Raw genomic sequence first — 20,559 nt, forward strand, 5'->3', positions numbered from 1 at the left:
CATGAAAACACCCGTTCTGCATGCACTGAGCGCTTCCATCTGGGCAGCGGGCCTGCTCACCGCGACCACCTGGGCGCAAACCCCCCAAACCCCCGTGACCAAGGGCGTGACCACCACCAAGGTGGCCGCGGCGCCGATGTCGGTCGATGTCGGCACCGATCTGGCCGCCATCGGGCCATCGCTGAACCTGACCATCGGCAAGTCGACCCTGCTGCGCATGCCGTCGGCCGTGACGCGGATTTCGCTCGGCAACCCCAGCGTGGCCGACGTGACGCTGATCAGCGCGACCGAGCTGTACCTGCTGGGAAAGACCTACGGCTCGACCAACCTCATCGTCTGGCGCAAGGGGAGCGGGCCGACCGCCATCGACGTCAACGTGAACATCGACCACCAGCGCATGGAGGCCAAGCTGCGCGAGTTGCTGCCGAATGAAAAGGGCATCCAGGTGCGCCCGGCGGCCGACTCGGTGATCCTCACCGGCATGGTGTCGAGCGCCGTCAAGGCCAAGGCGGCCGAGGAGATCGCCGCGGCCTTCGTGCGCGACGTGAACAAGAGCCTGGTGCTGCCGGTGGTGGCGGGCGACAACCGGGCCGAGTCGGGCACCAAGCTGGCGGTCAGCAGCGGTGGCGGCGGCGGCGCGGCGGCGGCCAACACGGCGGGCGCCAAGGTGGTCAACCTGCTGAGCATTGCCGAGGCCCAGCAGGTGATGCTGGAAGTGACTGTGGCCGAGGTGTCCAAGACGCTCATGGACAAGATGGGCGCCAACCTGCTCTTCACCCGCACCAACGGCAGCTGGACGTATGGCATCTCGTCGGCTTTTGGCGGCGATGGCCGCGGCCTGCTCAGCGCCCTCAAGAGCAACGGCAATGGCATCGATATCGACGCCGAGAAGAGCAACGGCCTGGTGAAGATCCTCGCCGAGCCCAATCTGGTGGCCATCAGCGGCCAGGAAGCCAGCTTTCTCGCGGGCGGCAAGATATTCATCCCGGTGGCGCGCAGCAACGACGCGACCGGTGGCACCACCATCACGCTGGAAGAGAAGGAGTTTGGCGTGGGCGTGAAATTCACCCCCACGGTGCTCGAAGGCGGCCGCATCCACCTGAAGGTCGCGCCCGAAGTGTCCGAGCTGTCGCAGACCGGCACGCCGTTCACCACGGTGAATGGCCAGACGGCGATCCTGCCCAGCTTCACCACCCGCCGCGCACAGACCTCGGTGCAGCTCATGGACGGCCAGAGCCTGGCGATTGCCGGCCTGATCAAGAACAACGTGCGCCAGGCCATGGACGCGTTGCCCGGCCTGGGTGAGGTGCCGGTGCTGGGCGCCCTGTTCCGCAGCAACGAGTTCCAGGGCGATCGCAGCGAACTCATGTTCGTGATCACGCCGCGCCTGGTCAAGCCGATCGACCCGGGCTACATCCTGCCCACCGACGGCTACAAGCCGCCCAGCCGGTCCGAGTTCTACCTCGGCAACCAGCTCGAAGGTTCGGGCCGTGTCGACGTGCCCGCCGACCGACCCGCCGCCATGCCACCGGCCCCGGCCGCGGGCAGCGGCGGCATGGAAGTGAAGTAAGGAGCATCAACATGTCCACCACCACCTTGTCCCTTCGCCTGGCCTCTGTGTTGGCCACCGCCAGCCTGCTGGCGGCCTGCGCCAGCACCACGCCGCAGCTCGACGCCGCGTTCGGCGACGCGGTGCGCGAGGCCCGCGCGGCCCAGACCCTCAACCCCAAGGCTTCGGAGAACACCGATCCGGTGCTGGGCATCGACGGCAAGGCCGGGGCCGCGGCGCAGCAGCGCTACCAGGAGTCGTTCCAGGCGCCGCCCAAGACCTTCGAGATCATCAACATCGGCGGGACCATCACGGGCAACTGAGCCTCGATGGCCCAGGCCCGGTCCCGTTTTCTGGAGAGAAGCATGCAACTGCACCATCGCCGCGCAAAGCTTCGCCACCAGCGCGGTGCGGTGGCGATCATCCTGGGCCTGACCATCGTTGTGCTGATCGGGTTTGCCGGGCTGGCCATCGACCTGGGCCGCTTCTTCACGATCAAGACCGAGTTGCAGAACGGGATGGACGCCTGCGCGCTGGCCGCTGCCTCGCAACTGAGACCCGGGCAAAACAACCCCACCGCGTTGACCAAGGCCATTGCCTACGGGCGCGTCTTTTCCACCGGGGGTGTGGACGATCCGGCCACCCCGGCGGGGGAGGGCAACACCGATGCGATCAAGAACCGGGCCAATTTCCAGAGCCTGGTGATCGACATCGCGGCCAGCCAGATCACGTTTTCGGACACCCTGGCAGGCCCGTACGAAGTGGCCGCTGAGGCCAACTACAACACGGCCGCCTTTGCCAAGTGCACCTATCCCCTGGCCGGGCTGCCCATCCTTTTCATGCGGGTGCTCAACCCCTTGTTGAGCACGCAGACCGTCTCGGCCATGGCGGCCGCCACCTTGGCGCCTTCGGCGTCGGCCTGCGCGATACCGGTGGCCGTGTGCAAGGAGCCCGGAAGCACGGCATCGTCCAACTTCGGGTTGACGGTCGGACAGTGGATGAGCCCGCCGGAGGGGGCCGGCTCGCCCTACGGGACCGGCAACTTCGGCTGGATCGACTTCACCCCGCCTGGCGGGGGCGCCTCCGAGCTGGCGGATCTGTTGACGGGGCCGGGGCAGTGCAGCATCACCGTCGGTGCCGAGGTGGGAGAGCCGGGTTCGATCGCTTCGCTGGACGTCGCCTGGAACTCCCGGTTTGGCCTGTACAAGCCTGGCGCCGGGAACCCCCAGACGGGTACAGCACCACCGGACGTGACGGGTTACGGCTACACCATCACCAACTGGACACTGGGCGCCAACGCCTACACCGGGACGGTGGCGGGGCAGTTCAACTACGGAAACGCCGCCGCGAACTACCGGCCCTACCAGGTCGATCCGCCCAACCCCTACAACCGGTTGACCTCTACCCAGCACAACGAGCTGGGCCGTTTCCGGCGGGTGGTGGTGGCCCCCATCGTGGACTGCACCACGTGGAACACCGGCGGTGCGAACCCCGTGGTGGACGGCTGGGCCTGCGTGCTGATGCTCAGCCCGATGCTGGCGGTGGGGGATGTCCCCGGTCTCGAATTCCTGGGGCTGAGCACCACGGCTGGCAGCCCCTGCTCGACCAACGGCGAGCCCGGCATCTTCGGGCCGCTCGTGCCCCAACTGGTGCAATGACCATGCGCAGCCCAATCCATTCACAACGGGGCGTCGCGGCCGTGGAGATGGCGATCATCCTCATCCCGATGCTGGTGCTCTGTTTCGGCATCACCGAGCTGGGGCGCGCGCTGTACCAGTACAACGGTCTGGTGAAGGCCACGCGCGGCGCGGCGCGATACCTGTCGCAGCAGAGTCTGGCCAGTCCGCCGGCCGGGGAGACGGTGGACGGCATCCGCCTCAAGGCCCGTTCACTGGCGCTGTGCGGGGCCTTCGATTGCGACGGCTTGCCCGCCCTGGTGCCCAACCTCACGCTGGCCATGATTTCCGTGTGCGATCCCGTGGCCTGCGCGGGCACCCATGCCAATGTGCTGACCGGCGAGGGCACCACCAGCCTGGTGACGGTGACCGTCGGCGCCGGGGACGCCGGTTACGGCTTCCTCTCCGTGGTGCCCTGGGTGGTGCCGGACATCACCTTCGGCCCGATCAGTATCACCATGGCGTCGAGCACGAACTGAGGCCACTGCCGTGAAACTCACCCGCCACCCCTTTTTCCAGCGTGCCAGGCGCCGCGCCCAGCGCGGTGTGGCCGCGGTCGAGTTCGCGCTGATCGCGATCTTTTTCCTGACCCTGTTGCTGGGCATCATGGAGTTCGGTCGCTGGCTCTTTCTGCTCAACGGGGCCAACGAGGCCACCCGCCTCGGTGCCCGGCTGGGGGTGGTGTGCAGCGTGGAGGCGCCAGGGGAGCTCACGCTCATCAAGGCGCGCATGAGCGCGATGACCGGGGGCGGCATTCCGGCCGCCAACATGGTGCTCGACTACGTTCCGGTGAACTGCGACGCGTCGAATTGCCAGACCGTGACGGCGCGCATCGTCGGGGCCAACTTCACCCCGGTCAGCCCCTTCTTTGGCGGTGCTTTTCCGATCCCCCAGTTCCCCACCAGCCTGCCGCGCGAGTACATGACCAGCGCGGGCAATCCCGTGTGCCCATAAGACCCAAACACCATGTCCCACAACGTTTCCCTCATTTTCGAAACCACCGAGGAGCGCGACCAGCTCATCGGGACGTTCAAGCCCCTGACCAATGTGAGCGTCAATGCCCACGTGGGAGGGCCCCGAAACCTGCAGGCCGTGATGCACAAGGACAAGCCCGACCTGGTGCTGCTGGCCCTGTCGCGCCCTGACGATGCGGCTTTCGAGCTGATCGAGGCGGCAACCCTGCGTCACCCGACGGTGATGCTGTTGCTGGTGAGCTATGAAACGGGCATGGCCACACTCAAGCGCGCCATGCGGGCCGGGGTGCGCGATGTGTTGCCCGGGCCGCTGAGCGCCGCGTCCGTCAAGGCGGGCGTGGCCTACGTCGAGGAATCCAAGTCGATCACCTCGCAGTTCGTGGACAACGAGGGAACGCTGTACGCGTTCATGCCGGCCAAGGGCGGCTGTGGCTGCACTTTTCTCGTCACCAACCTGGCCTATCTGCTCGCCGAGGCATCCAAGCGGGTGCTGATCGTGGACCTGAACCTGTACTTCGGCGACGCGGTCAGCTACCTCACGAGCCGCAAGCCCGAGGCCAGCGTGGTCGACATGGCGCGCCAGAGCCACCGGCTCGACGCCGCGCTGCTGGCGGTGAGCGTGCTCAAGGTGCGGGACAACCTGCACGTGCTGTGTGCGCCGGAGCTGCCCTACCAGCTCGAAGCGGTGACGCCCGAGACCGTGGCGGCCATCCTGGGCCTGGCGCGCACCGAATACGACTTCGTGCTGCTCGACATGGCACGGGTCATGGACCCGGCGGCGGTGAAGGCGCTGGATCTGGCCGAGCGCATCCACGTGGTGGCCGGGCAGACCTTGCCCGCCCTGCGGGATGCCCAGCGAATCATCGGCGTGTTCGAAGGCCTGAGCTACCCCCGCGAAAAAATCCAGCTGGTGCTCAACCGCTACAGCAAGGGCGGCCAGATCCCCCTGGGCGAAGTGGAGCGGGCCACGGGGCACAAGGTGGCCCGGGTCCTGCCGGCCAGCGATGAAGCGGTGCTGGTCTCCATCAACCAGGGCATTCCACTGGCCAAGCTGGCGGCGCGCGATCCGGTGGCGCGCGCGCTGCAGGAGTGGGTACAAGAGCTTTCGCCGGTCGCGGTGAACGCGGGCAAGCAGAGCTGGTTTTCGACGATCGCAGGACGGCTGTGACCTTCATCGCTCCACCCCATCCTCTCCATTTTTTACCGAGCACCAACACCATGAACATGAGAGTCACCACCCCCGAATTGCGCAGTCCCACCCGCCTGAACGGTTCGGAGGAAGACCGATCCCTTCCTGGCGGCGCGATCCCGCTCCACAACGCCCTCAAGGACCGGCTGCACACCCAGTTGCTCGGGCGCATCGACCTGGAGGTGATGGGCAGCATGAAGCCCGAGCGCCTGCGCGAGGAGCTGGGCGTCCTGACCGAGCGTCTGCTGGTGGAGTCGGGCGCCGCGCTCAACGCGCAGGAACGCAAACGCATGATCCAGGACATCCAGGACGAGATCATGGGCCTGGGCCCCCTGGAGCCGCTGCTGGCGGACCCCACGGTGTCGGACATCCTGGTCAATGGCCCGAACCAGGTGTTCGTGGAGCGCCGGGGTCGGCTCGAACTCACCGAGGTGACGTTCTCCGACAGCGATCACCTGATGAAGATCATCGACAAGATCGTTTCGCGCATCGGGCGTCGGGTCGACGAGTCCAGCCCCATGGTGGACGCCCGCCTGCCCGACGGCTCGCGGGTGAACGCCATCATCCCGCCGCTGGCCCTGGACGGGCCGGTGCTCTCGATCCGCCGGTTCGCGGTGGTGCCACTGACCGTCAACGACCTGATCGACAGGCGCTCGCTGCCGCCTGTGGTGGCCGCGCTGCTGCAGGCCATGGTCAAGGCCAAGATGAACATCCTGATCTCGGGGGGCACCGGCACCGGCAAGACCACCTTGCTCAACGTGCTCTCGGCCGCGATCCCCGCCAGCGAGCGCATCGTGACCATCGAGGACGCGGCCGAGCTGCAGTTGCAGCAGCGGCACGTGGTGCGGCTGGAGACACGGCCACCCAACATCGAGGGCAAGGGCGAGGTGAGCCAGCGCGCGCTGGTGCGCAACAGCCTGCGCATGCGGCCCGACCGCGTGATCCTGGGCGAGGTGCGTGGCGCCGAGGTGCTGGACATGCTGCAGGCCATGAACACCGGCCACGAGGGGTCGATGGCGACCGTGCACGCCAACTCACCGCGCGACGCGCTGACCCGGCTGGAGAACATGGCCGGCTACGGCGGCGCGGTGATCTCGGAAGACGCCATGCGCCAACAGGTCAGCTCCGCCATCAACGCGGTGATCCAGCTCTCGCGCCTCAACGACGGACGGCGCAAGCTGATCAGCCTGATGGAGATCACCGGCATGGAGGGCAGCGTGATCACCATGCAGGAGATCTTCCACTTCCGCCAGACCGGCATCGATGCCGAGGGCAAGGTCGTGGGCCACTTCCGCGCCACCGGTGTGCGGCCCAAGTTCATGGAACGCCTCAAGGCCTTCGGGCAAACCGTGACCGACGACACGTTCGACCCCAATCTGATCTACGAGTAGCGTATGAACATCGGCCTGACTCTGTTTGTGGTGATGGGGTTTCTGGCGGTGGTGCTGCTGCTGGAGGGCCTGTACGTCTACTGGAGCGACACCAAGAGCCCCGAGGTGCGCCGCCTGGAGCAGCGCCTGCGCGCCATATCGGCGGGCGGTCAGGTCGACAACACCGCGCTCAAGCTGCTCAAGCAGCGCATGCTCAGCGACAGCCCGGCCATGCAGCGCCTGCTGCAGAGTCTGCCGCGGATGCACCACCTCGATCGGCTGATGCTGCAGGCCGGGGACAACAACACCGTGTCGCACCTGCTTTCCATCAGCGCCTTGCTGGCCGTGGCGGGCCTGCTGGGTGGCCTGGTGCTGCGCTTGCCCTGGTTCGCGTTGATCGTCCTGTGCCCGATCCTGGCGGCCTTGCCCATTGCGCTGCTGCTGCGCCGGCGCACCAAACGCCTGCAGAAGATCGAAGGGCAATTGCCCGATGCGATGGACCTGATGTCGCGCGCGCTGCGTGCGGGCCATGCCTTTCCGTCGGCCCTGTCCATGGTGGGCAGTGAGGCCCCCGATCCGATCGCGACGGAGTTCCGCATCGCCTCCGACGAAATCGCCTATGGCGTGGCCACCGATGCCGCGCTGGGCAACCTGGCCGCGCGCGTGCCCAGCCCCGACGTGCGGTATTTCGTGATGGCGGTGGTGATCCAGCGCGAGACCGGGGGCAACCTGTCCGAGCTGCTGGGCAAGCTGTCGGAGCTGGTGCGCGAGCGCTTCAAGCTCTTCGCCAAGGTGCGGGCCCTGGCGGCCGAGGGCAAGCTCTCGGCCTACATCCTCGTGGGCCTGCCGATCGTGGTGGGGGCGGTGATCCAGCTGCTCAACCCCAAATACCTCTCGGTGCTGTTTTCCGACCCGGTGGGGCTGATGCTGGTCTACGGCGCGATCGGCCTGATGCTGCTCGGCATTTTTGTGATGTGGCGGATTATCGATATCAAGGTCTGAGGTGACGTCATGAATCAGCAAACCCTTGTTCTGGTGCTCGTGTTCCTGGCGGTGATGGGCATGACCATGGGCGTCGCGCTCTGGCTGAACCGGCGGGAGGGTCTGCAGCAGCGCGTCGAGCAGATCGGTGGCGACGCCGCTGGCGCTCGCGCCGATGAAGGGCTGGAGGGCAATGCCCAGTGGCACGCCAAGGTGGTCAAGGCCGTGGGGCCGGTGGCCAAGCTCTCGGCGCCCAAGGAGGGCTGGGAAAATTCGAGCCTGCGGGTGCGTTTCATGCAGGCGGGCCTGCGCGAGGCGAGCTGGCCGGTGGTGTTCTTCGCGGCCAAGACCCTGCTGGCGCTCGGCATGCCCATGCTGTTCATGCTCTACCGTGGATTGACGAAGCTGGAGGCGGGCGCCGATGTCAACCTCCTGTGGCTCCTGTTGCTGGCGGCCTTGGGTTACTACCTGCCCAACATGATCCTGGCGCGCATGGTGGCGTCCCGCAAGGAGCAGGTGGGCAACGCTTTGCCCGACGCGCTGGACCTGATGACGGTGTGCGTGGAGGCGGGCCTGGGCCTGGACGCCGCGATGGCGCGCGCCGGCAGCGAGATCGGCCTGCGCAGCCCCGAACTGGAAGAGGAACTGGGCCTGCTGGCGCTGGAGCTGCGCATGGGCGTGAAGCGCGAGAGCGCCTTGCGCAACCTGGCGCTGCGCACCGGGGTGGAGGAGGTGGCCTCTTTCGTGGCGATGCTGGTGCAGGCCGACCGTTTCGGCACCAACGTGGCCGAGGCGCTGCGCATCCAGGGCGAGACCATGCGGGTGCACCGGCGCCTGCGCGCCGAGGAGCGCGCGGCCAAGATCCCGCTCAAGCTGCTGTTTCCGCTGATCTTCTTCATCTTCCCGTCGTTGATGCTGGTGCTCATGGGGCCGGCCATGATCAGCATCTACCGTGTGCTTCTGCCGACCTTGGGAGGCGGTCGTTGAGTCCGTTCAACCAGGAGATCAAGACCATGAAACTCAAGACATTGGCCTCGTTGTCGGTGCTGGGCAGCCTGATGGGCTGTTCAAGCCTCATGCCGGGCGCCTTGCACGGCACCCAGATTCCGCGCGCCGGTGGTGGTGCGGCGGTCCCGGTGAAGATGGCGCCCTTGCCCGCGCCCGGCCCGGCCATGGCCGAGCACGAGGTGTTGTACGCGACCGGGCGCTCCGCGCACGGCGCGGGGCACTTCGCCCGGGCGGTGGCGTATTACGAACGAACGCTGGCCCTCAAGCCGGACCACGTGGGCGCCCTGAATGCGCTGGGCGTGTTGCGTGCGCAGGCGGGGCGGACCGCCGAGGCCCTGGCCTTGTTTGACCGGGCGGTCGTGCTCGAACCCCTGGCCGCCCATGTCTACAACAACATGGGTTTCACACTGCTGAACGCCCACCGGCTCCAGGAAGCCGAGCTCAGGTTGCGCACGGCCCGCGCACTGGACCCGGACAGTCGGCAGATTCGGGAGAACCTCGATCTGCTGGCGAAAGCCCAGGTCGAGCACGACGAGCGCAACCGGCCGGCCCTGCAAGGGGCGCCGGCGGGTGGGGCCTACGTGGTGCAGGAGGTGGACCGCCGATCCTCGGGGCCGCAACTGGTGGCCGTGGCGCCCCAGGTGTTTGAACTTCGCACCGCCGGGCCACAGGCCATCGAAGCGATGGCCAGGGCACAAGCCCCGGCGGTGGACCCGCCCGCGAACGGCCCGGCGGTGGCGCCGCAGCCCCTGGCCCCGAGCCGGGAAGTGGCTGCCGCCCCGGCGGTGGCGCAGGCGGAGCCACCCCGCCCGGCGCGGATAGAGGTCTCGAACGGCACAGGCGCGCCCCGCCTGGCCCGGCGCACGGCGGACAGGCTGGCACCGGCGGGCATCCTGGCAAACCGGCTGACCAATGCCAGCTCCTTCCAGCAGCCACAGACCCTGCTCCAGTACCTGGCCGGGCAGGAGGTGGCGGTGAACGCGCTCCAGGCCTCGCTGCCCACGCCGGTGCTGGCCGTGAAAGTGGGCACGCTGGGGGGCGGGACGCAGGTTCGCCTGGTGCTCGGGCATGACGGCGCGGGCAAGGCGATCACACGGTGGGCCCAACCCGAACCCGACCGTCTGGCAACGGCAGGGCTGAAACCTCGCAGCTGAGAGGAAACACCCACCGCCGCGCTGCGCGCGACCCCGCTCCGGCGTCGTGAGCTTTCACCGGATGCGGCTGCGCCAGCTCTCGGGCATCCAGTCGAACAGCGGCGATGGCTCGCGCTGCAGCCGGTAGCCCGCGGCGGCGTTGCCCAGGGCGGGGATGACCTGGGAAAGGTCCACGTAGGCCAGTTGTCTCATCCACTCGATGTTGACGCCGCCGTCCGGCGCGGGTCGGGACGAGATCAGCGCCAGCATCCGGCCCGCCTCGTCGCTGCCGGCCGCCTCGGCCTGGCGGTACAGGCGCAGCGCCTCGCTGTAGTTGGCGGTCACACCTTCGCCCCGGTGTTGCCTTCTGGCCTCCAGCAGCAGCTGTCGGGCCTGCTGAGCGCTGCCTGCGTTGGGCGATTGTTCCCGGGCGAGTATGTCGCGGACCACGGTCACATTGGCGGCGGCCGCCGCCGAGCGGGGCGCCGCCAGCTCCAGCAGCGCGAGCGCCGCCGCCCACTGGCGGGCGGCCGCCAGCCCCATGGCCATTTCAATGCGCGCATGGGGATCTCCGGCATTGGCCGCCCGGGTCAGAAGGTCTTGCTCGGGCAAGGCGACCGTGGCGCTGGTGCCCGGTTCCTGGCCCGGGGTGAAGGTGATGGGAGAGAGCCGGTACGCCACCAGCCACTCCAGGAACAGCGCACGCGACGCGTCGGTGCGTCGCAGCTGCTGTATCCAGGGCGTGGCGGCGCGGGGATTCGCGGGCCCCGTGCAGCCGTCGATCTCGCACAGGGCCAGACCGGCGCTGGCCAGCGGATGGCCCAGATGCTGGGCTCTCGTGAACCATTGTTGGGCCTGCGCCAGGTTTTGCTGCACCCCGGCACCGTGAAAGTGGATCAGGCCCAGATGCCAGGCGGCCTGCGCCGCGTTGCGCCGTTGCCGGGCCGTGCTCTTTCCCTGGGCGGCCAGATCCACGCCCATGGCCTGTGTCTTCAGGCGTTCGATCTCCGCGGTGACCCAGGGGTCGTTCAGTGGAGACACGCGCAGGGGGGCGGGCGCCTCGTTCCGAACGGGCGGAACGGCCAGGGGGGGCAGCAGGCGGATGTCCGGGTTCTGTGGGGGCGGCGTCTGAATGGCGTCTTCGCCAGAGGGGGCGATTCGGATGGGCTGGGTCGGCGGGATTTCGACCGCGGTTGCCGCACCGGCGGCCATCGCCAGCAGCATCCAGACGGTGCGGACCGGGCGCGGCGGGGCCATGGCACCACCCGCCTCAGCGGGCCGCTGCCGTCGCCGCCGCGCGCCTGGGCACCACCCGCCACTTCAGCGTCTGCTCGGTGACGCCCTGATTGCCCGCGGCCGTGCGGTAGGCCTCCCGGATGCTCTGCAGACCGACAAACCCGGTGATCGGGCGCAGGCCCGGAGTCTGCAGACCCGCCGGCAGCTTCGCCTGCAGATCGGTGTCGGAGGTCAGGCACATGACCGACTCTTCGCCCAGTCCGCCCGCATCCAGCACGAAGCCGGGGTTGGGCACCATCCAGTCCGGGATGCGCACCGCCTGGTTGGCCGACACCTGCGAGCTGCTGTTGGTGGGGTTGGGCAGCAGCCGCATCACGGCACCCTGCGCCTGTTCCATGTAGCAGTACAGGTGGGCGTTGCGGGACACGGTGGCCGAGAGGAATATCTGCGTCCCTTGCTCGAACACCGTCTTGTCCGCCGCCAGGTTCTCGATCTGGAGGTCCAGCTCAAGGGGGCCGGTCTCGGTGCCAAGGGGCGGGCCCATCGGGGCGGCGGTGACCTGCCCGTCGAAGACCGTGGGCACCGGGGGCCGCGACGAATCGGGGCTCCAGCCCACGCGAATGAACTGCCCGTTTTCGCCCAGCATCACGTAGTTGCGCAGGGCGCGCTCGTAGGTGGCGAAGTTCAGCTCGCCCGAGGCCACCATGCCCTGATCGACCTGGTACCTGGCCAGGGCCGAGCGCACCGTGGGGTGGTTGATCGGCAGCTGCGCGGTCTGGGCCGTGAGGTAGCCACTGCCGGTCAGGGACTTCTTGACCAGGGTCTGGTGCACGTTGGCGTCGCCTTCGTCGTACCAGTCGCGCAGCTGGCGCTGAAAGCCGGGGTGGGTCTGGTCCAGCGTCAGGCATTGCCAATAGGGAACCCGGGCCCACTTGCCGGCCAGCTCGATCATGGCCAGCTCGATGAGGGTGCGCATCGCCGCGCCCGATCCCTGGGTGTAGTTCCGCCCGACGTTGAACTGCCAGCCGTAGTCCGAGATGCGGCCCGCCAGGTCCAGGCCTTGGCCGCCGGTGCCGATGATGACTTCGTTGGCCGAATCCAGGCCCGGAATCAGGGTGCGGGTGCGGAAGTCGCCAAGATGGAGTTCCATGCCGATGATGGTCGCGTTCTTGTCCCGGCTGTAGCCCGTTTCCAGGCGGGACGCCGACGTGCCCACGTCGAACCGGTTGTTGATCACGTTCTGGTCCACGAAAGCGACCGCGCCCGAGACATACAGCGCAGGGCGCTGCAGCTGGATCTGGTTGCTGTTGAGCAGCAGGGTCGTCAGGTTCTGGACGGTGTCCTGCCTGGCAATGTCCACTTCGAAATCGACGTAGCGGAACGCGTTGCTCAGTCGGGACATCTGGGAAATGGCGGTGACGATCATGTCCTTGGTCGCCACGGGAATGCGGCCCGAAAAGTCGGGGATCTGCTTGCTGGTGATCAGCGTGGTGGGAATCTGCGCGTCCCGGAAAAGGCGGTCCATGCACACGAGGGAGTCCGAAAAGCTCGACAGCGATCGCATGGGGCGATGGGTCGGCCGGTCGGCCATGTGCGCATAGGACTGGAATGACGTGTCCTTGCGGGCGTCCATCGGTGTGGAGCACCCTGCGGCAAGCACGGACGCGGCCAACAAGGTCCACCCCAGAATGCCTCGACGTGGATGTGTGGCTTTGATGCCTGGACGCAGGATGTTCATGATGCCCTCACCTATTTCTTTGTTGTTTCAGCGGCAGACGTTGACCAGGTCGCCGCGCAGGACCACGACCTGTTCTCGTGTGTCGGGTCCGTACCGGGTACCCAGCGCATCGGCAGCCTGGGTGTTGCTGCCCACCTCCTGCACGCAGGTCTTCCTGAATCCATCGGTCTCGACGGTCGTGACCACATCGCTGTCGGTGTAGATCGTGCCGTCCTCGCCGGCGATCCCATACGCCTTCGCCACGTAGCGGGTCATGCGTGCGCGCATCCAGGCGGGCAGGTCGGTGGGGCCGTCCATGCCGCCCGATCGTTGCGGCGGCGCGGTCGGCATGCTCAGGTACTTCACCGGTCCCTTGAGCTCGATGGTGTCCTCGCCCGGGGCGCCGTGCGCCAGCTGGAGGGACAGCAGGGGGACCACGGCCATGGCAACGCCCAGTTTCCGCGCCTGTATCAGATACCTCTTCATGGGGGACCTCCTGAGGTCATGTGATCAGAAGACAGCGCCCCCTGAAAAGGGGTTCAGGGGGCGTGCTGGGCCAGGGCCGTTCAGTGGTGGCCAGACTTGGGCGCGCAAGCCACGCAGCCGTTGTTGCTGGCGAGGTTCTGCACCGCCTGGGTGTCTTCCCCGGCGATGTTGTACACGCCCGAGTTCTGCAAGGCGGTCATCTGCAGCGAGTAGCCAGCGATGGTGACGTCGCCGATGTTGGACGACACGTTCTGGCTGGCGTAGGCGTCTTCGCCAGCCGCGTAGTTCGCCACAAAGGAGCCGGAGGCGGCGGTCAGCTGGTAGGAGGTGCCTGCGCCCGTGACAGTGACGTTGCCCGAGTTGCTCGAGACGTTCTGCTGCGCATAGGCGTCTTCACCCGAGGCGGAGTTGTAGAAGATCGTCGAGGTGGCGGCCACGGCCTGGACCGAGGTGCCGTCGATGACGATTTCCGGATCGGCGAAAGCCGACGTGGAGGCGATGGCTGCGAAAGCGATGATGGCGAGCTTTTTCATGATGGTTCCTCAAAAAGTTGGTTCACATTTCCCCGGTGAACCGGAGGATTCCGGGATCACCAGCCTGATCGACGCCGCTTGGTGCAGAGGCTCGCCCTTTTGGGGCTTTGCCTCACGTCCTGCTTTGTCTGGCTCCAGTTTCGTGAGGGAACGCACACCGGCCAATGACCTGAACTGTGTACCGAAGATGGACGACCACAAATGAGGTAAATCGGGTGACTTCACTGGCTGTTTCCGAGGGAAACGAACCGCTTGGTGCTATGGAATTTGAGTACTTTTGGGTGTGAAAACTGGGTAGTTACAAATTGTCAATTGGCAAACAGAATGCAAAGTAGTCAAAATCCGTCCAAGTTCTGTATCAAATTTGCAGCGTCAGCGGGCTTTTCGCACGACTTGACAGGGGCTCGGATCGCCGATTTGTGATATCGGAAAGTTTCCGTCACACAGCGACATGTTGCGCAACAGTCGAAACGATTGGGGTACTTGATGCGTTCCTTCAGGGAGGATTCATGGAAAAACAGATGAACATGGATGGGCTCGTCAGCACATCCTCGACCGCGGTGCCGACGCTCAACCGTCAGTTCGCGATGCACACCAACCAGCCCTCTGTGTGGCCCGACTTCATGGTGGGGCAAAGCATGCAGCCCGTGCGCGTGCTGCTGGTGGACGACGACCCCCACATCCGGCACGTGATCGCGCAGGAGCTGCTGGCCGACGATCGCATCAACCTGGTGGCGCAGGCCGGTGGCCTCAAGGAGGGCCGGCGCAAGGTGGCGATGCACGACTTCGACGTGCTCGTGGTCGATCTCAACCTGGGCGACGGCAATGGCTACGACCTGATCGAGCAGGTCAAGTCGGTGCGGCCGCAGGCCGAGGTGGTGGTGATCTCCGCCAGCGAAGACGACGAGCATGCGATGCACGCCTTCGGGTTGGGGGCCAATGGCTACCTGATCAAGAACTCCTGGTTCGGCAACTTCCCGCAGGCGGTGCTGCAGGTGGTCAACGGCGGGGCTTCCATCACACCGAATCTGGCCAGGCGCCTGCTGCACCGGCTCGAGCCCACCAAGTCCTCGGGCAACATGATTCGCGGCAGCCGCGACCGGCTCTCAGAGCGCGAGCGCGAGGTGTTGAAGATGGTCGCGGCCGGCTACACCAGCGGCGAGATCGGTGCGCGGCTGGCGATCAGCGGTCAGACGGTGAACACACACATCCGCAACATCTACCGCAAGCTCAACGTCAGGACCCGCGCGCAGGCGGTCAGCTGCGCCACGGATCGCGGCCTTTTATAGACACCCGCTTGCGCGTTGGCCCCACCATGCTGTCGAGTTTTCTACACCCCGGCAGAATGGTCTGGACCGCGCTGGGCCTTGTTCTGGGACTGGCCGCGCTGTTCCTGATCGCCCTGCCCGAACTCCCGTTCGGGGAGGGCGATTCCGAGCGTCTCCTGCGTCTGGTCACCGGCGTGTTTGGGGCCATGGCGGTGATCGTGGTGGCCGCGGTCCTGGTGTGGGTGGGTGTGATCGGCCGAAGCCCATCGAGTGCGTCCGTGGACCAGGCATTCCTGCTGGCCGCGCTGTGCTGGTTGCTCCTGGTGGGCTCGGGCGCTGTGTGGGCGGGCAATGACCCTGTGGCGCGCCTTGCCGCGCATGCGGTCTACCAGTTGGCGGTCGCCGGTGTGGTGTTCCTGTTGCTGGTGTGCGTGTCCTCCGTGTCGGTCGGCAGCGCTGTGCTGAGTGGGCTGCAGGCGGTGCTGGCGCTGGGGCTGCTGGGCTGGTATTTCCAGGGCGGCCCCGAACTGGCCTACCTCGCCTGGAAAGTGCTCAATGTGCTGTGGGTCACGACCGTGTTCCTGATGCTGGGCGTGACCCTGCGGCAGGGTCCGCATGGCCGTTCCTGGCTGGTGTCGGGCGCGGGCCTGATCGGGCTGGGCATCCTGCTGCGCGACATGGTGCAGGCCGACGGCCTGCACGTGCCCATCACGACCATCCACCACGTCTATGCCGCCTACCTGGCCGTGCTCTGGTTGCTGGTCACGGGCCGCATCGGGGACCTCGACAGCCTGTCATCCATGGCCCCTGTGCGCTCCGAAAACAGCGTGCTGGCGAACGACTTCGCGCACACGGACCTGATCGTCGACGAGCCGGAGACGGTGCCCTCGACACCCGAGGTGACGGTGAGCCAGGAGCGCCGCCGCATCGCGCAGGACCTGCACGACGGCGTGGGTTCGCAGCTCGTGAGCATCCTGTCGTCGCTGGACCGCGGCATCCCGCAGCAGCGCTCGCTGTCGTTCGCGCTGGAGCAATGCCTGCTCGATGTGAAGATCCTCGTCGATGCGATCGACGAAAGCAGCGAGAGCGTGACCGACGCGCTGGGCCGGCTGCGCTACCGCGTCCAGCATTCGCTGGACAAGCTGGGCATCCAGATGGTTTGGGACGTGGACGTGGATGGCCCGCTTCAAACGCTGCGGGACGACCGCAGCCGGCAGGTTCTGCGCATCGCGCAGGAGTCGATCGCCAACGTGATGCGCCACTCGAAGGCCCGCACGGTCTGGCTGTCGTGCCACTGCCTGGCCGATCAGCAGACCCTGGCGCTGGAGGTCCGCGACGACGGGGTTGGATTCGAGCAGTGTGCCGGCGGGCCTGGCCGGGGCAAGGGCCTGGAGGGCATGCGCCGGCGGGCCGAGGCCTGTGGCGGGCGGTTCGACATCGAGAGCGCGCCCGGGCGGGGGACGCGGGTGCGCGTCACGATGGCGGTGGGCGAGCGGCGTCCGGCGGGCCCGAACGGCACCCCCGACAGCCGGTACGCCCGGCCGCGAAAGGCCTGAGGGTGGGGGTGCCGTGGAGCCGCTGGACGGCGGCGCCACGGTGCCCTTCATCGCCGCTGTCGCAGGAAGTCACAGACGGGTTGGACGACATCCAGCTGAGCCGGGGGCCTTGCTGCCCGAAGCGGTAGTCTCCGCGCTGCGGGTCACCAGCAGGCCAGGACGCAGAAGGTGGTTGCCAACTTGTGACAAAACGTTGCAGAATGGCCGCTGGAACGGACAACAACCAACAACGTTCTAGACCAGAGGGAGGCTATGGTCCACCAACATCCGACACCACAGCGAAGCCGCGCCGAATCATCGGGCTGCCAGGCTTCGGCATTCGAGTTCACCCAGGAGCTTTCATTCGATTCGCCACACGGGCGCACGAGAGTCCCGTGGTTGGCGTTCAGATCGCATTTGCTGAAAAGGGCCATCGGTCCCGTGCCCGCGCCGTTGGTGCGACGTGAGATTCGTCAGCCCGCCAGTGGAAAACGCCACTCCAGTCGGTCGAGATGCTCGGCTTGATGGAGCAGATACGCAAGCTCGACCAATGAGTTGGATGAATATGGATTCCATATCTATCCAGAAAATCTGCATCTATCCAAATGTGGATACATGTGGCTTGCGGTCGAGTCGTTTAAATCAAAGTTGGAACTCTCCAAAGGAACCCGATGAAGGTATTTATTAGTTGGTCAGGGACCGTTAGCCACAAGGTTGCCACTGTATTTCGTGATTGGCTTCCGTCGGTAATACAGAGCATAGAACCATATGTATCATCGGAAGACATCGACAAGGGGGCTCGATGGTCTACGGACATAGCAGGCGAACTCAATGCTTCGAGTTATGGACTTGTATGCATGACCAAAGACAACCTTGATGCTCCATGGATCAACTTCGAGGCTGGCGCACTTGGGAAGAGCATTGAGAAAAGTCGTGTCAGTCCATTCCTGTTTAGGCTTAAGCGATCTGAAGTTGAAGGCCCAATTCTGCAATTCCAGTCCACAGTGTTCGAACGCGATGACGTTCTAAAGCTGCTCAAGTCGATTAATGCTGCTTGCACCCAAGATGCTTTGGAGGACGCTCGTCTTGAAAAAGCTTTTGAAGTTTGGTGGCCTCAGTTGGAAGCGCAACTGTCAGCAATCGTTGATGCCCCGACTACCGAGCCTGATGAAAAATCGGTTCCAGTTGAGAATGGTGTGTCCGACAAATCTGCTCGCGTTCTAGAAGAAATTCTTGAACTGACCCGTAATAACCACAAACTACTTCGCGACCCGACCTCACTGTTGCCTCCGGACTATGTGGAGCATGTAATTCGTCGTCGCCCTCCACGCGATCACGAGCCTCTAGGGATTCGTGGGTTTGAGGGAGAAATCGAGCCCGAAGCGATCCGTGATGTAGTTGAGCGCTACAGAGATGCACTGAAATTCTTCGCTCGTGCTCGTCCATTACTCGATCGCCATCCTGAGTACATGGAGCTTTACGAAATCATGGAACGGATGGATGCCCCTCTTCGATACATCAGTAGCAAGATGAACATGCGAATTCCGAAGGAGCCATTCAATGACAAAGGACAGTTCTAACATGGCGGTCAACCGGACCTGAGCGAAAAGCCGCGCAGGCCGGTTACCTTCACGTTAGATCACAGCAGCACCCGCTATCGCACCTAAGGAGCGAGTAAATGAGCGATCTAATACCGAAGCCCCAGATGCAGTTGGTTGACCCGCAAGCACAGATTGTTGTCGACTTCTTGAGGAACGTCGGGCTGCCGCACGACAACATAATTGCCGCGCATGATCAGAGGGCGATCATCGGACAAAACCTACCGAACTTCATTGAGTCGTTGCCTGCCGAAGTAAAGCAAGGCGCCCGATATCTTTCGAAGTTCGTTGTCGGAGCCGGCTTCGGCTTATTCGACTATTCGCTGAATGCTATTTGGAACGAGGTTGTTCTCGATCTACACAAGAAGGCGATAGCCTACGGGCTTGATATTTTCTACGACGCCGCAATTGGTGGAAAGGCCAGAGAGTTTTATCAGACTGAGGACGATCTTCGTTCCCTCAAGGATGCAGTGCTTCTTGATACGTGCAGAAAGCTCGAACTAATCAGCGATACAACGCATAAGAAGCTCAAGCATATTCTTGACATGCGAAACGATATTGGTATTTCGCATCCAACCAACTACACCATCAATGCCTTTGAACTGTTGGGCTGGCTGCAAACATGCATTCAAGACGTACTAAACGATCGCCCGACAGAAGCCGCCCTTCAGGTGCAAGCGTTCATACAAAACCTGAAGACATACACTCAGCTACTAGACCCAGCTAATCTAGCGAGTATCTCGAACAAAATAGGTGCGCTGGCCTCGCACCACTGCGGCAACATTCTTCGAACAATGTTCGGGATCTACGTCGCTCCCGACACAGATCCACAAGTGCGCAAGAACATTTCTCTCTTGGCCGTGTCGGTCTGGAAAGCGAGCAGCGATGACACCAAATACAGGCTGGGCTTGACTCTAGAAGGCTACAACACCAATCTCTACCGCGAGAAATATCAACTTGGTGAACAGTTCTTCCAGTCAGTTGGAGGGAACGCCTTTCGCTCAAATGCCGAGCGGGCCATTATTGTCGATGGTCTTATTGATCAGCTTCTGGAAAAGCACAATGGCTGGGACAACTTCCATCACGAGGCGCCAGTTGCCGATAGCATCTCTTCATACATAAATGGCCAACAAGACATTCTGCCGAATTTTGCACCCAAGCTAATCAAGGTCGTCCTCATGTGCCGCATAGGTCGCGGTATGTCGTACTGCAATGGTGTATCTCCACGCGGCCGCTCATACTATGACCGAATTATTGGCTTGCTCGGCGACCAGTTCACTCCGACAGCGCTTGCCGCTCTTACTCAATATGAGATTCAGGCAAGGCTAGACCGTGATATTTGTCGCCAGCAAGCATGTTTGGCTCTGGGCGTCTTAAAGGCCAGCATCGTGAACCAGCGATTACAAGAGTGCATCGACTTCCTAATTGCCAATCTTCCAGCCACAGGAAAAGCCGTCTTTGATAGTCGCTTTAAGACACTATCGTCTGGCTACATTACGTGGCCGTGATCTAACCTCTCGTCCGAGAGGACCTGCGAGAAAAGCCGCGCAAGCCCTCAACTCAAACGTTAGACCTATTTCGAAGGATATGCCAATGAACGAGAAGAAATACGAAGAAGTCGGTCATGCTTATCGCTTCTTCCTTGGCTGGAGGCATGCGGCATTCGCCGGGAACATTGTCGTGCTTTACGGGGTCGTTTCGCTCTGCGTTTCTTTGGCAAAAGATGCGCCGCTCCAATTGTGGGTAGTTCCTCTCGGCGCCTCACCACTTGGGGTCTTCTTCTGGTGGATAGACCGCAGAACTAGAGATCTCTACCACGCCGCAATGAACGCTGGGAAAGAACTCGAAGGGGAAGAAGGTGGCTTCTATACCCACCTCAGCAAGATTGCTCTCCCCGCCGGTTCGTCGGCGTTCTCTCGGGCCAGTCAGTCAGGGGCACTAAGCACATTTTTCCTTGGCTCCTCGGCGGTGCTGCTAATCACAGGCATAAGTTTGTGTATTCGTCAGTTCTGCCGATGACGTCTAACATCTCGCTCCAGGGAACCTGCCGGCTACGCCGGCAGGTTCCCTCCGGCCTTCGGCCTCCGATCGTCCCTGAGCTAGCACGTTAGCCACAATCCACAGAAACATGTCGCCGACGAAATTAGCCAAATTAAAGCGAGAAGATATATGTATTACCATGCAATAGTAGAAACCACGGACAAGAACAAAAAAGGTGACTATGAACGCTGCTATGAACTGGACTGCGAAAATCTTGACGAGATTATTGATCTGATTGTTCGACCATTTTCAAGAAATGAACAGAT

Annotated in this window: 19 protein-coding genes; 15 read left to right on the top strand and 4 right to left on the bottom strand. The window is 64.2% G+C overall.

From position 1 onward, the window contains the following. Position 1 precedes the first annotated feature (1 nt). From KIH07_RS11590 to KIH07_RS11635, 10 genes are read left to right on the top strand one after another with little or no spacing between them, the layout of a single operon-like run. Positions 2–1,570, top strand: coding sequence for a type II and III secretion system protein family protein (locus tag KIH07_RS11590; RefSeq protein ID WP_226492112.1), 1,569 nt, complete (start codon positions 2–4; stop codon positions 1,568–1,570). A gap of 11 nt (positions 1,571–1,581) precedes the next feature. Beyond that, positions 1,582–1,872, top strand: coding sequence for a hypothetical protein (locus tag KIH07_RS11595; protein ID WP_226492113.1), 291 nt, complete (start codon positions 1,582–1,584; stop codon positions 1,870–1,872). A 42-nt stretch (positions 1,873–1,914) separates the two neighbouring features. Beyond that, on the top strand, positions 1,915–3,207 hold the full coding sequence (locus tag KIH07_RS11600; RefSeq protein ID WP_226492114.1) for a TadE/TadG family type IV pilus assembly protein: 1,293 nt from the start codon (positions 1,915–1,917) through the stop codon (positions 3,205–3,207). Positions 3,208–3,209: 2 nt separating this feature from the next. Next, positions 3,210–3,704 carry a TadE/TadG family type IV pilus assembly protein gene (locus KIH07_RS11605; protein WP_226492115.1) on the top strand — a complete coding sequence of 165 codons (495 nt, stop codon included), beginning with the start codon at positions 3,210–3,212 and terminating at the stop codon, positions 3,702–3,704. Positions 3,705–3,714: 10 nt separating this feature from the next. Then, positions 3,715–4,179 carry a TadE/TadG family type IV pilus assembly protein gene (locus tag KIH07_RS11610; RefSeq protein ID WP_226492116.1) on the top strand — a complete coding sequence of 155 codons (465 nt, stop codon included), beginning with the start codon at positions 3,715–3,717 and terminating at the stop codon, positions 4,177–4,179. Positions 4,180–4,191: 12 nt separating this feature from the next. Then, positions 4,192–5,367 (top strand): AAA family ATPase, encoded by a 1,176-nt coding sequence (locus KIH07_RS11615; protein WP_226492117.1) that lies wholly within the window; start codon positions 4,192–4,194, stop codon positions 5,365–5,367. Between the two features lie 50 nt (positions 5,368–5,417). After that, complete coding sequence (locus KIH07_RS11620) at positions 5,418–6,779, top strand: CpaF family protein (protein ID WP_226492118.1); 1,362 nt, start codon at positions 5,418–5,420, stop codon at positions 6,777–6,779. A gap of 3 nt (positions 6,780–6,782) precedes the next feature. Continuing rightward, positions 6,783–7,760 carry a type II secretion system F family protein gene (locus KIH07_RS11625; protein ID WP_226492119.1) on the top strand — a complete coding sequence of 326 codons (978 nt, stop codon included), beginning with the start codon at positions 6,783–6,785 and terminating at the stop codon, positions 7,758–7,760. 9 nt (positions 7,761–7,769) lie between these two features. After that, positions 7,770–8,726, top strand: a complete 957-nt coding sequence (locus KIH07_RS11630; protein ID WP_226492120.1) for a type II secretion system F family protein — start codon at positions 7,770–7,772, stop codon at positions 8,724–8,726. A gap of 26 nt (positions 8,727–8,752) precedes the next feature. Continuing rightward, entirely contained in the window at positions 8,753–9,901 is a 1,149-nt protein-coding gene (locus KIH07_RS11635; protein WP_226492121.1) for a LytR C-terminal domain-containing protein, read from the top strand. 54 nt (positions 9,902–9,955) lie between these two features. On the opposite strand, the gene KIH07_RS11640 is transcribed toward KIH07_RS11635, so the two are convergent. From KIH07_RS11640 to KIH07_RS11655, 4 genes are all read right to left on the bottom strand, one after another. Further along, positions 9,956–11,137 (bottom strand): hypothetical protein, encoded by a 1,182-nt coding sequence (locus tag KIH07_RS11640; protein ID WP_226492122.1) that lies wholly within the window; start codon positions 11,135–11,137, stop codon positions 9,956–9,958. Between the two features lie 13 nt (positions 11,138–11,150). Continuing rightward, positions 11,151–12,641 carry a DUF4384 domain-containing protein gene (locus tag KIH07_RS11645; protein WP_226492123.1) on the bottom strand — a complete coding sequence of 497 codons (1,491 nt, stop codon included), beginning with the start codon at positions 12,639–12,641 and terminating at the stop codon, positions 11,151–11,153. 240 nt (positions 12,642–12,881) lie between these two features. Next, on the bottom strand, positions 12,882–13,319 hold the full coding sequence (locus tag KIH07_RS11650; RefSeq protein ID WP_226492124.1) for a hypothetical protein: 438 nt from the start codon (positions 13,317–13,319) through the stop codon (positions 12,882–12,884). A gap of 80 nt (positions 13,320–13,399) precedes the next feature. Further along, entirely contained in the window at positions 13,400–13,852 is a 453-nt protein-coding gene (locus KIH07_RS11655; RefSeq protein WP_226492125.1) for a hypothetical protein, read from the bottom strand. A gap of 587 nt (positions 13,853–14,439) precedes the next feature. On the opposite strand from KIH07_RS11655, the gene KIH07_RS11660 reads away from it, so the two are divergent. From KIH07_RS11660 to KIH07_RS11680, 5 genes are all read left to right on the top strand, one after another. Beyond that, a complete protein-coding gene (locus KIH07_RS11660) occupies positions 14,440–15,141 on the top strand; it encodes a response regulator (protein WP_226494690.1) in 702 nt (233 codons plus the stop codon). A gap of 56 nt (positions 15,142–15,197) precedes the next feature. Further along, on the top strand, positions 15,198–16,676 hold the full coding sequence (locus KIH07_RS11665) for a sensor histidine kinase (protein WP_226492126.1): 1,479 nt from the start codon (positions 15,198–15,200) through the stop codon (positions 16,674–16,676). 836 nt (positions 16,677–17,512) lie between these two features. Further along, a complete protein-coding gene (locus tag KIH07_RS11670; protein ID WP_413465737.1) occupies positions 17,513–18,235 on the top strand; it encodes a hypothetical protein in 723 nt (240 codons plus the stop codon). A 98-nt stretch (positions 18,236–18,333) separates the two neighbouring features. Then, complete coding sequence (locus KIH07_RS11675) at positions 18,334–19,761, top strand: hypothetical protein (RefSeq protein ID WP_226492128.1); 1,428 nt, start codon at positions 18,334–18,336, stop codon at positions 19,759–19,761. A gap of 85 nt (positions 19,762–19,846) precedes the next feature. Continuing rightward, on the top strand, positions 19,847–20,272 hold the full coding sequence (locus KIH07_RS11680) for a hypothetical protein (protein ID WP_226492129.1): 426 nt from the start codon (positions 19,847–19,849) through the stop codon (positions 20,270–20,272). The last annotated feature ends 287 nt before the right edge of the window (positions 20,273–20,559 follow it).

Origin of the sequence: Hydrogenophaga taeniospiralis, assembly GCF_020510445.1 — a bacterium.
GTDB lineage: Bacteria > Pseudomonadota > Gammaproteobacteria > Burkholderiales > Burkholderiaceae_C > Hydrogenophaga.

What these genes read in the sequence shown, in the direction of transcription:
- KIH07_RS11590 (WP_226492112.1), top strand. Translation starts at nt 2, where the DNA reads ATGAAAACACCCGTTCTGCATGCACTGAGCGCTTCCATCTGGGCAGCG.
- KIH07_RS11595 (WP_226492113.1), top strand. Translation starts at nt 1,582, where the DNA reads ATGTCCACCACCACCTTGTCCCTTCGCCTGGCCTCTGTGTTGGCCACC.
- KIH07_RS11600 (WP_226492114.1), top strand. Translation starts at nt 1,915, where the DNA reads ATGCAACTGCACCATCGCCGCGCAAAGCTTCGCCACCAGCGCGGTGCG.
- KIH07_RS11605 (WP_226492115.1), top strand. Translation starts at nt 3,210, where the DNA reads ATGCGCAGCCCAATCCATTCACAACGGGGCGTCGCGGCCGTGGAGATG.
- KIH07_RS11615 (WP_226492117.1), top strand. Translation starts at nt 4,192, where the DNA reads ATGTCCCACAACGTTTCCCTCATTTTCGAAACCACCGAGGAGCGCGAC.
- KIH07_RS11620 (WP_226492118.1), top strand. Translation starts at nt 5,418, where the DNA reads ATGAACATGAGAGTCACCACCCCCGAATTGCGCAGTCCCACCCGCCTG.
- KIH07_RS11625 (WP_226492119.1), top strand. Translation starts at nt 6,783, where the DNA reads ATGAACATCGGCCTGACTCTGTTTGTGGTGATGGGGTTTCTGGCGGTG.
- KIH07_RS11630 (WP_226492120.1), top strand. Translation starts at nt 7,770, where the DNA reads ATGAATCAGCAAACCCTTGTTCTGGTGCTCGTGTTCCTGGCGGTGATG.
- KIH07_RS11635 (WP_226492121.1), top strand. Translation starts at nt 8,753, where the DNA reads ATGAAACTCAAGACATTGGCCTCGTTGTCGGTGCTGGGCAGCCTGATG.
- KIH07_RS11640 (WP_226492122.1), bottom strand. Translation starts at nt 11,137, where the DNA reads ATGGCCCCGCCGCGCCCGGTCCGCACCGTCTGGATGCTGCTGGCGATG.
- KIH07_RS11645 (WP_226492123.1), bottom strand. Translation starts at nt 12,641, where the DNA reads ATGGACCGCCTTTTCCGGGACGCGCAGATTCCCACCACGCTGATCACC.
- KIH07_RS11650 (WP_226492124.1), bottom strand. Translation starts at nt 13,319, where the DNA reads ATGAAGAGGTATCTGATACAGGCGCGGAAACTGGGCGTTGCCATGGCC.
- KIH07_RS11655 (WP_226492125.1), bottom strand. Translation starts at nt 13,852, where the DNA reads ATGAAAAAGCTCGCCATCATCGCTTTCGCAGCCATCGCCTCCACGTCG.
- KIH07_RS11660 (WP_226494690.1), top strand. Translation starts at nt 14,440, where the DNA reads ATGCACACCAACCAGCCCTCTGTGTGGCCCGACTTCATGGTGGGGCAA.
- KIH07_RS11665 (WP_226492126.1), top strand. Translation starts at nt 15,198, where the DNA reads ATGGTCTGGACCGCGCTGGGCCTTGTTCTGGGACTGGCCGCGCTGTTC.
- KIH07_RS11670 (WP_413465737.1), top strand. Translation starts at nt 17,513, where the DNA reads ATGACCAAAGACAACCTTGATGCTCCATGGATCAACTTCGAGGCTGGC.
- KIH07_RS11675 (WP_226492128.1), top strand. Translation starts at nt 18,334, where the DNA reads ATGAGCGATCTAATACCGAAGCCCCAGATGCAGTTGGTTGACCCGCAA.
- KIH07_RS11680 (WP_226492129.1), top strand. Translation starts at nt 19,847, where the DNA reads ATGAACGAGAAGAAATACGAAGAAGTCGGTCATGCTTATCGCTTCTTC.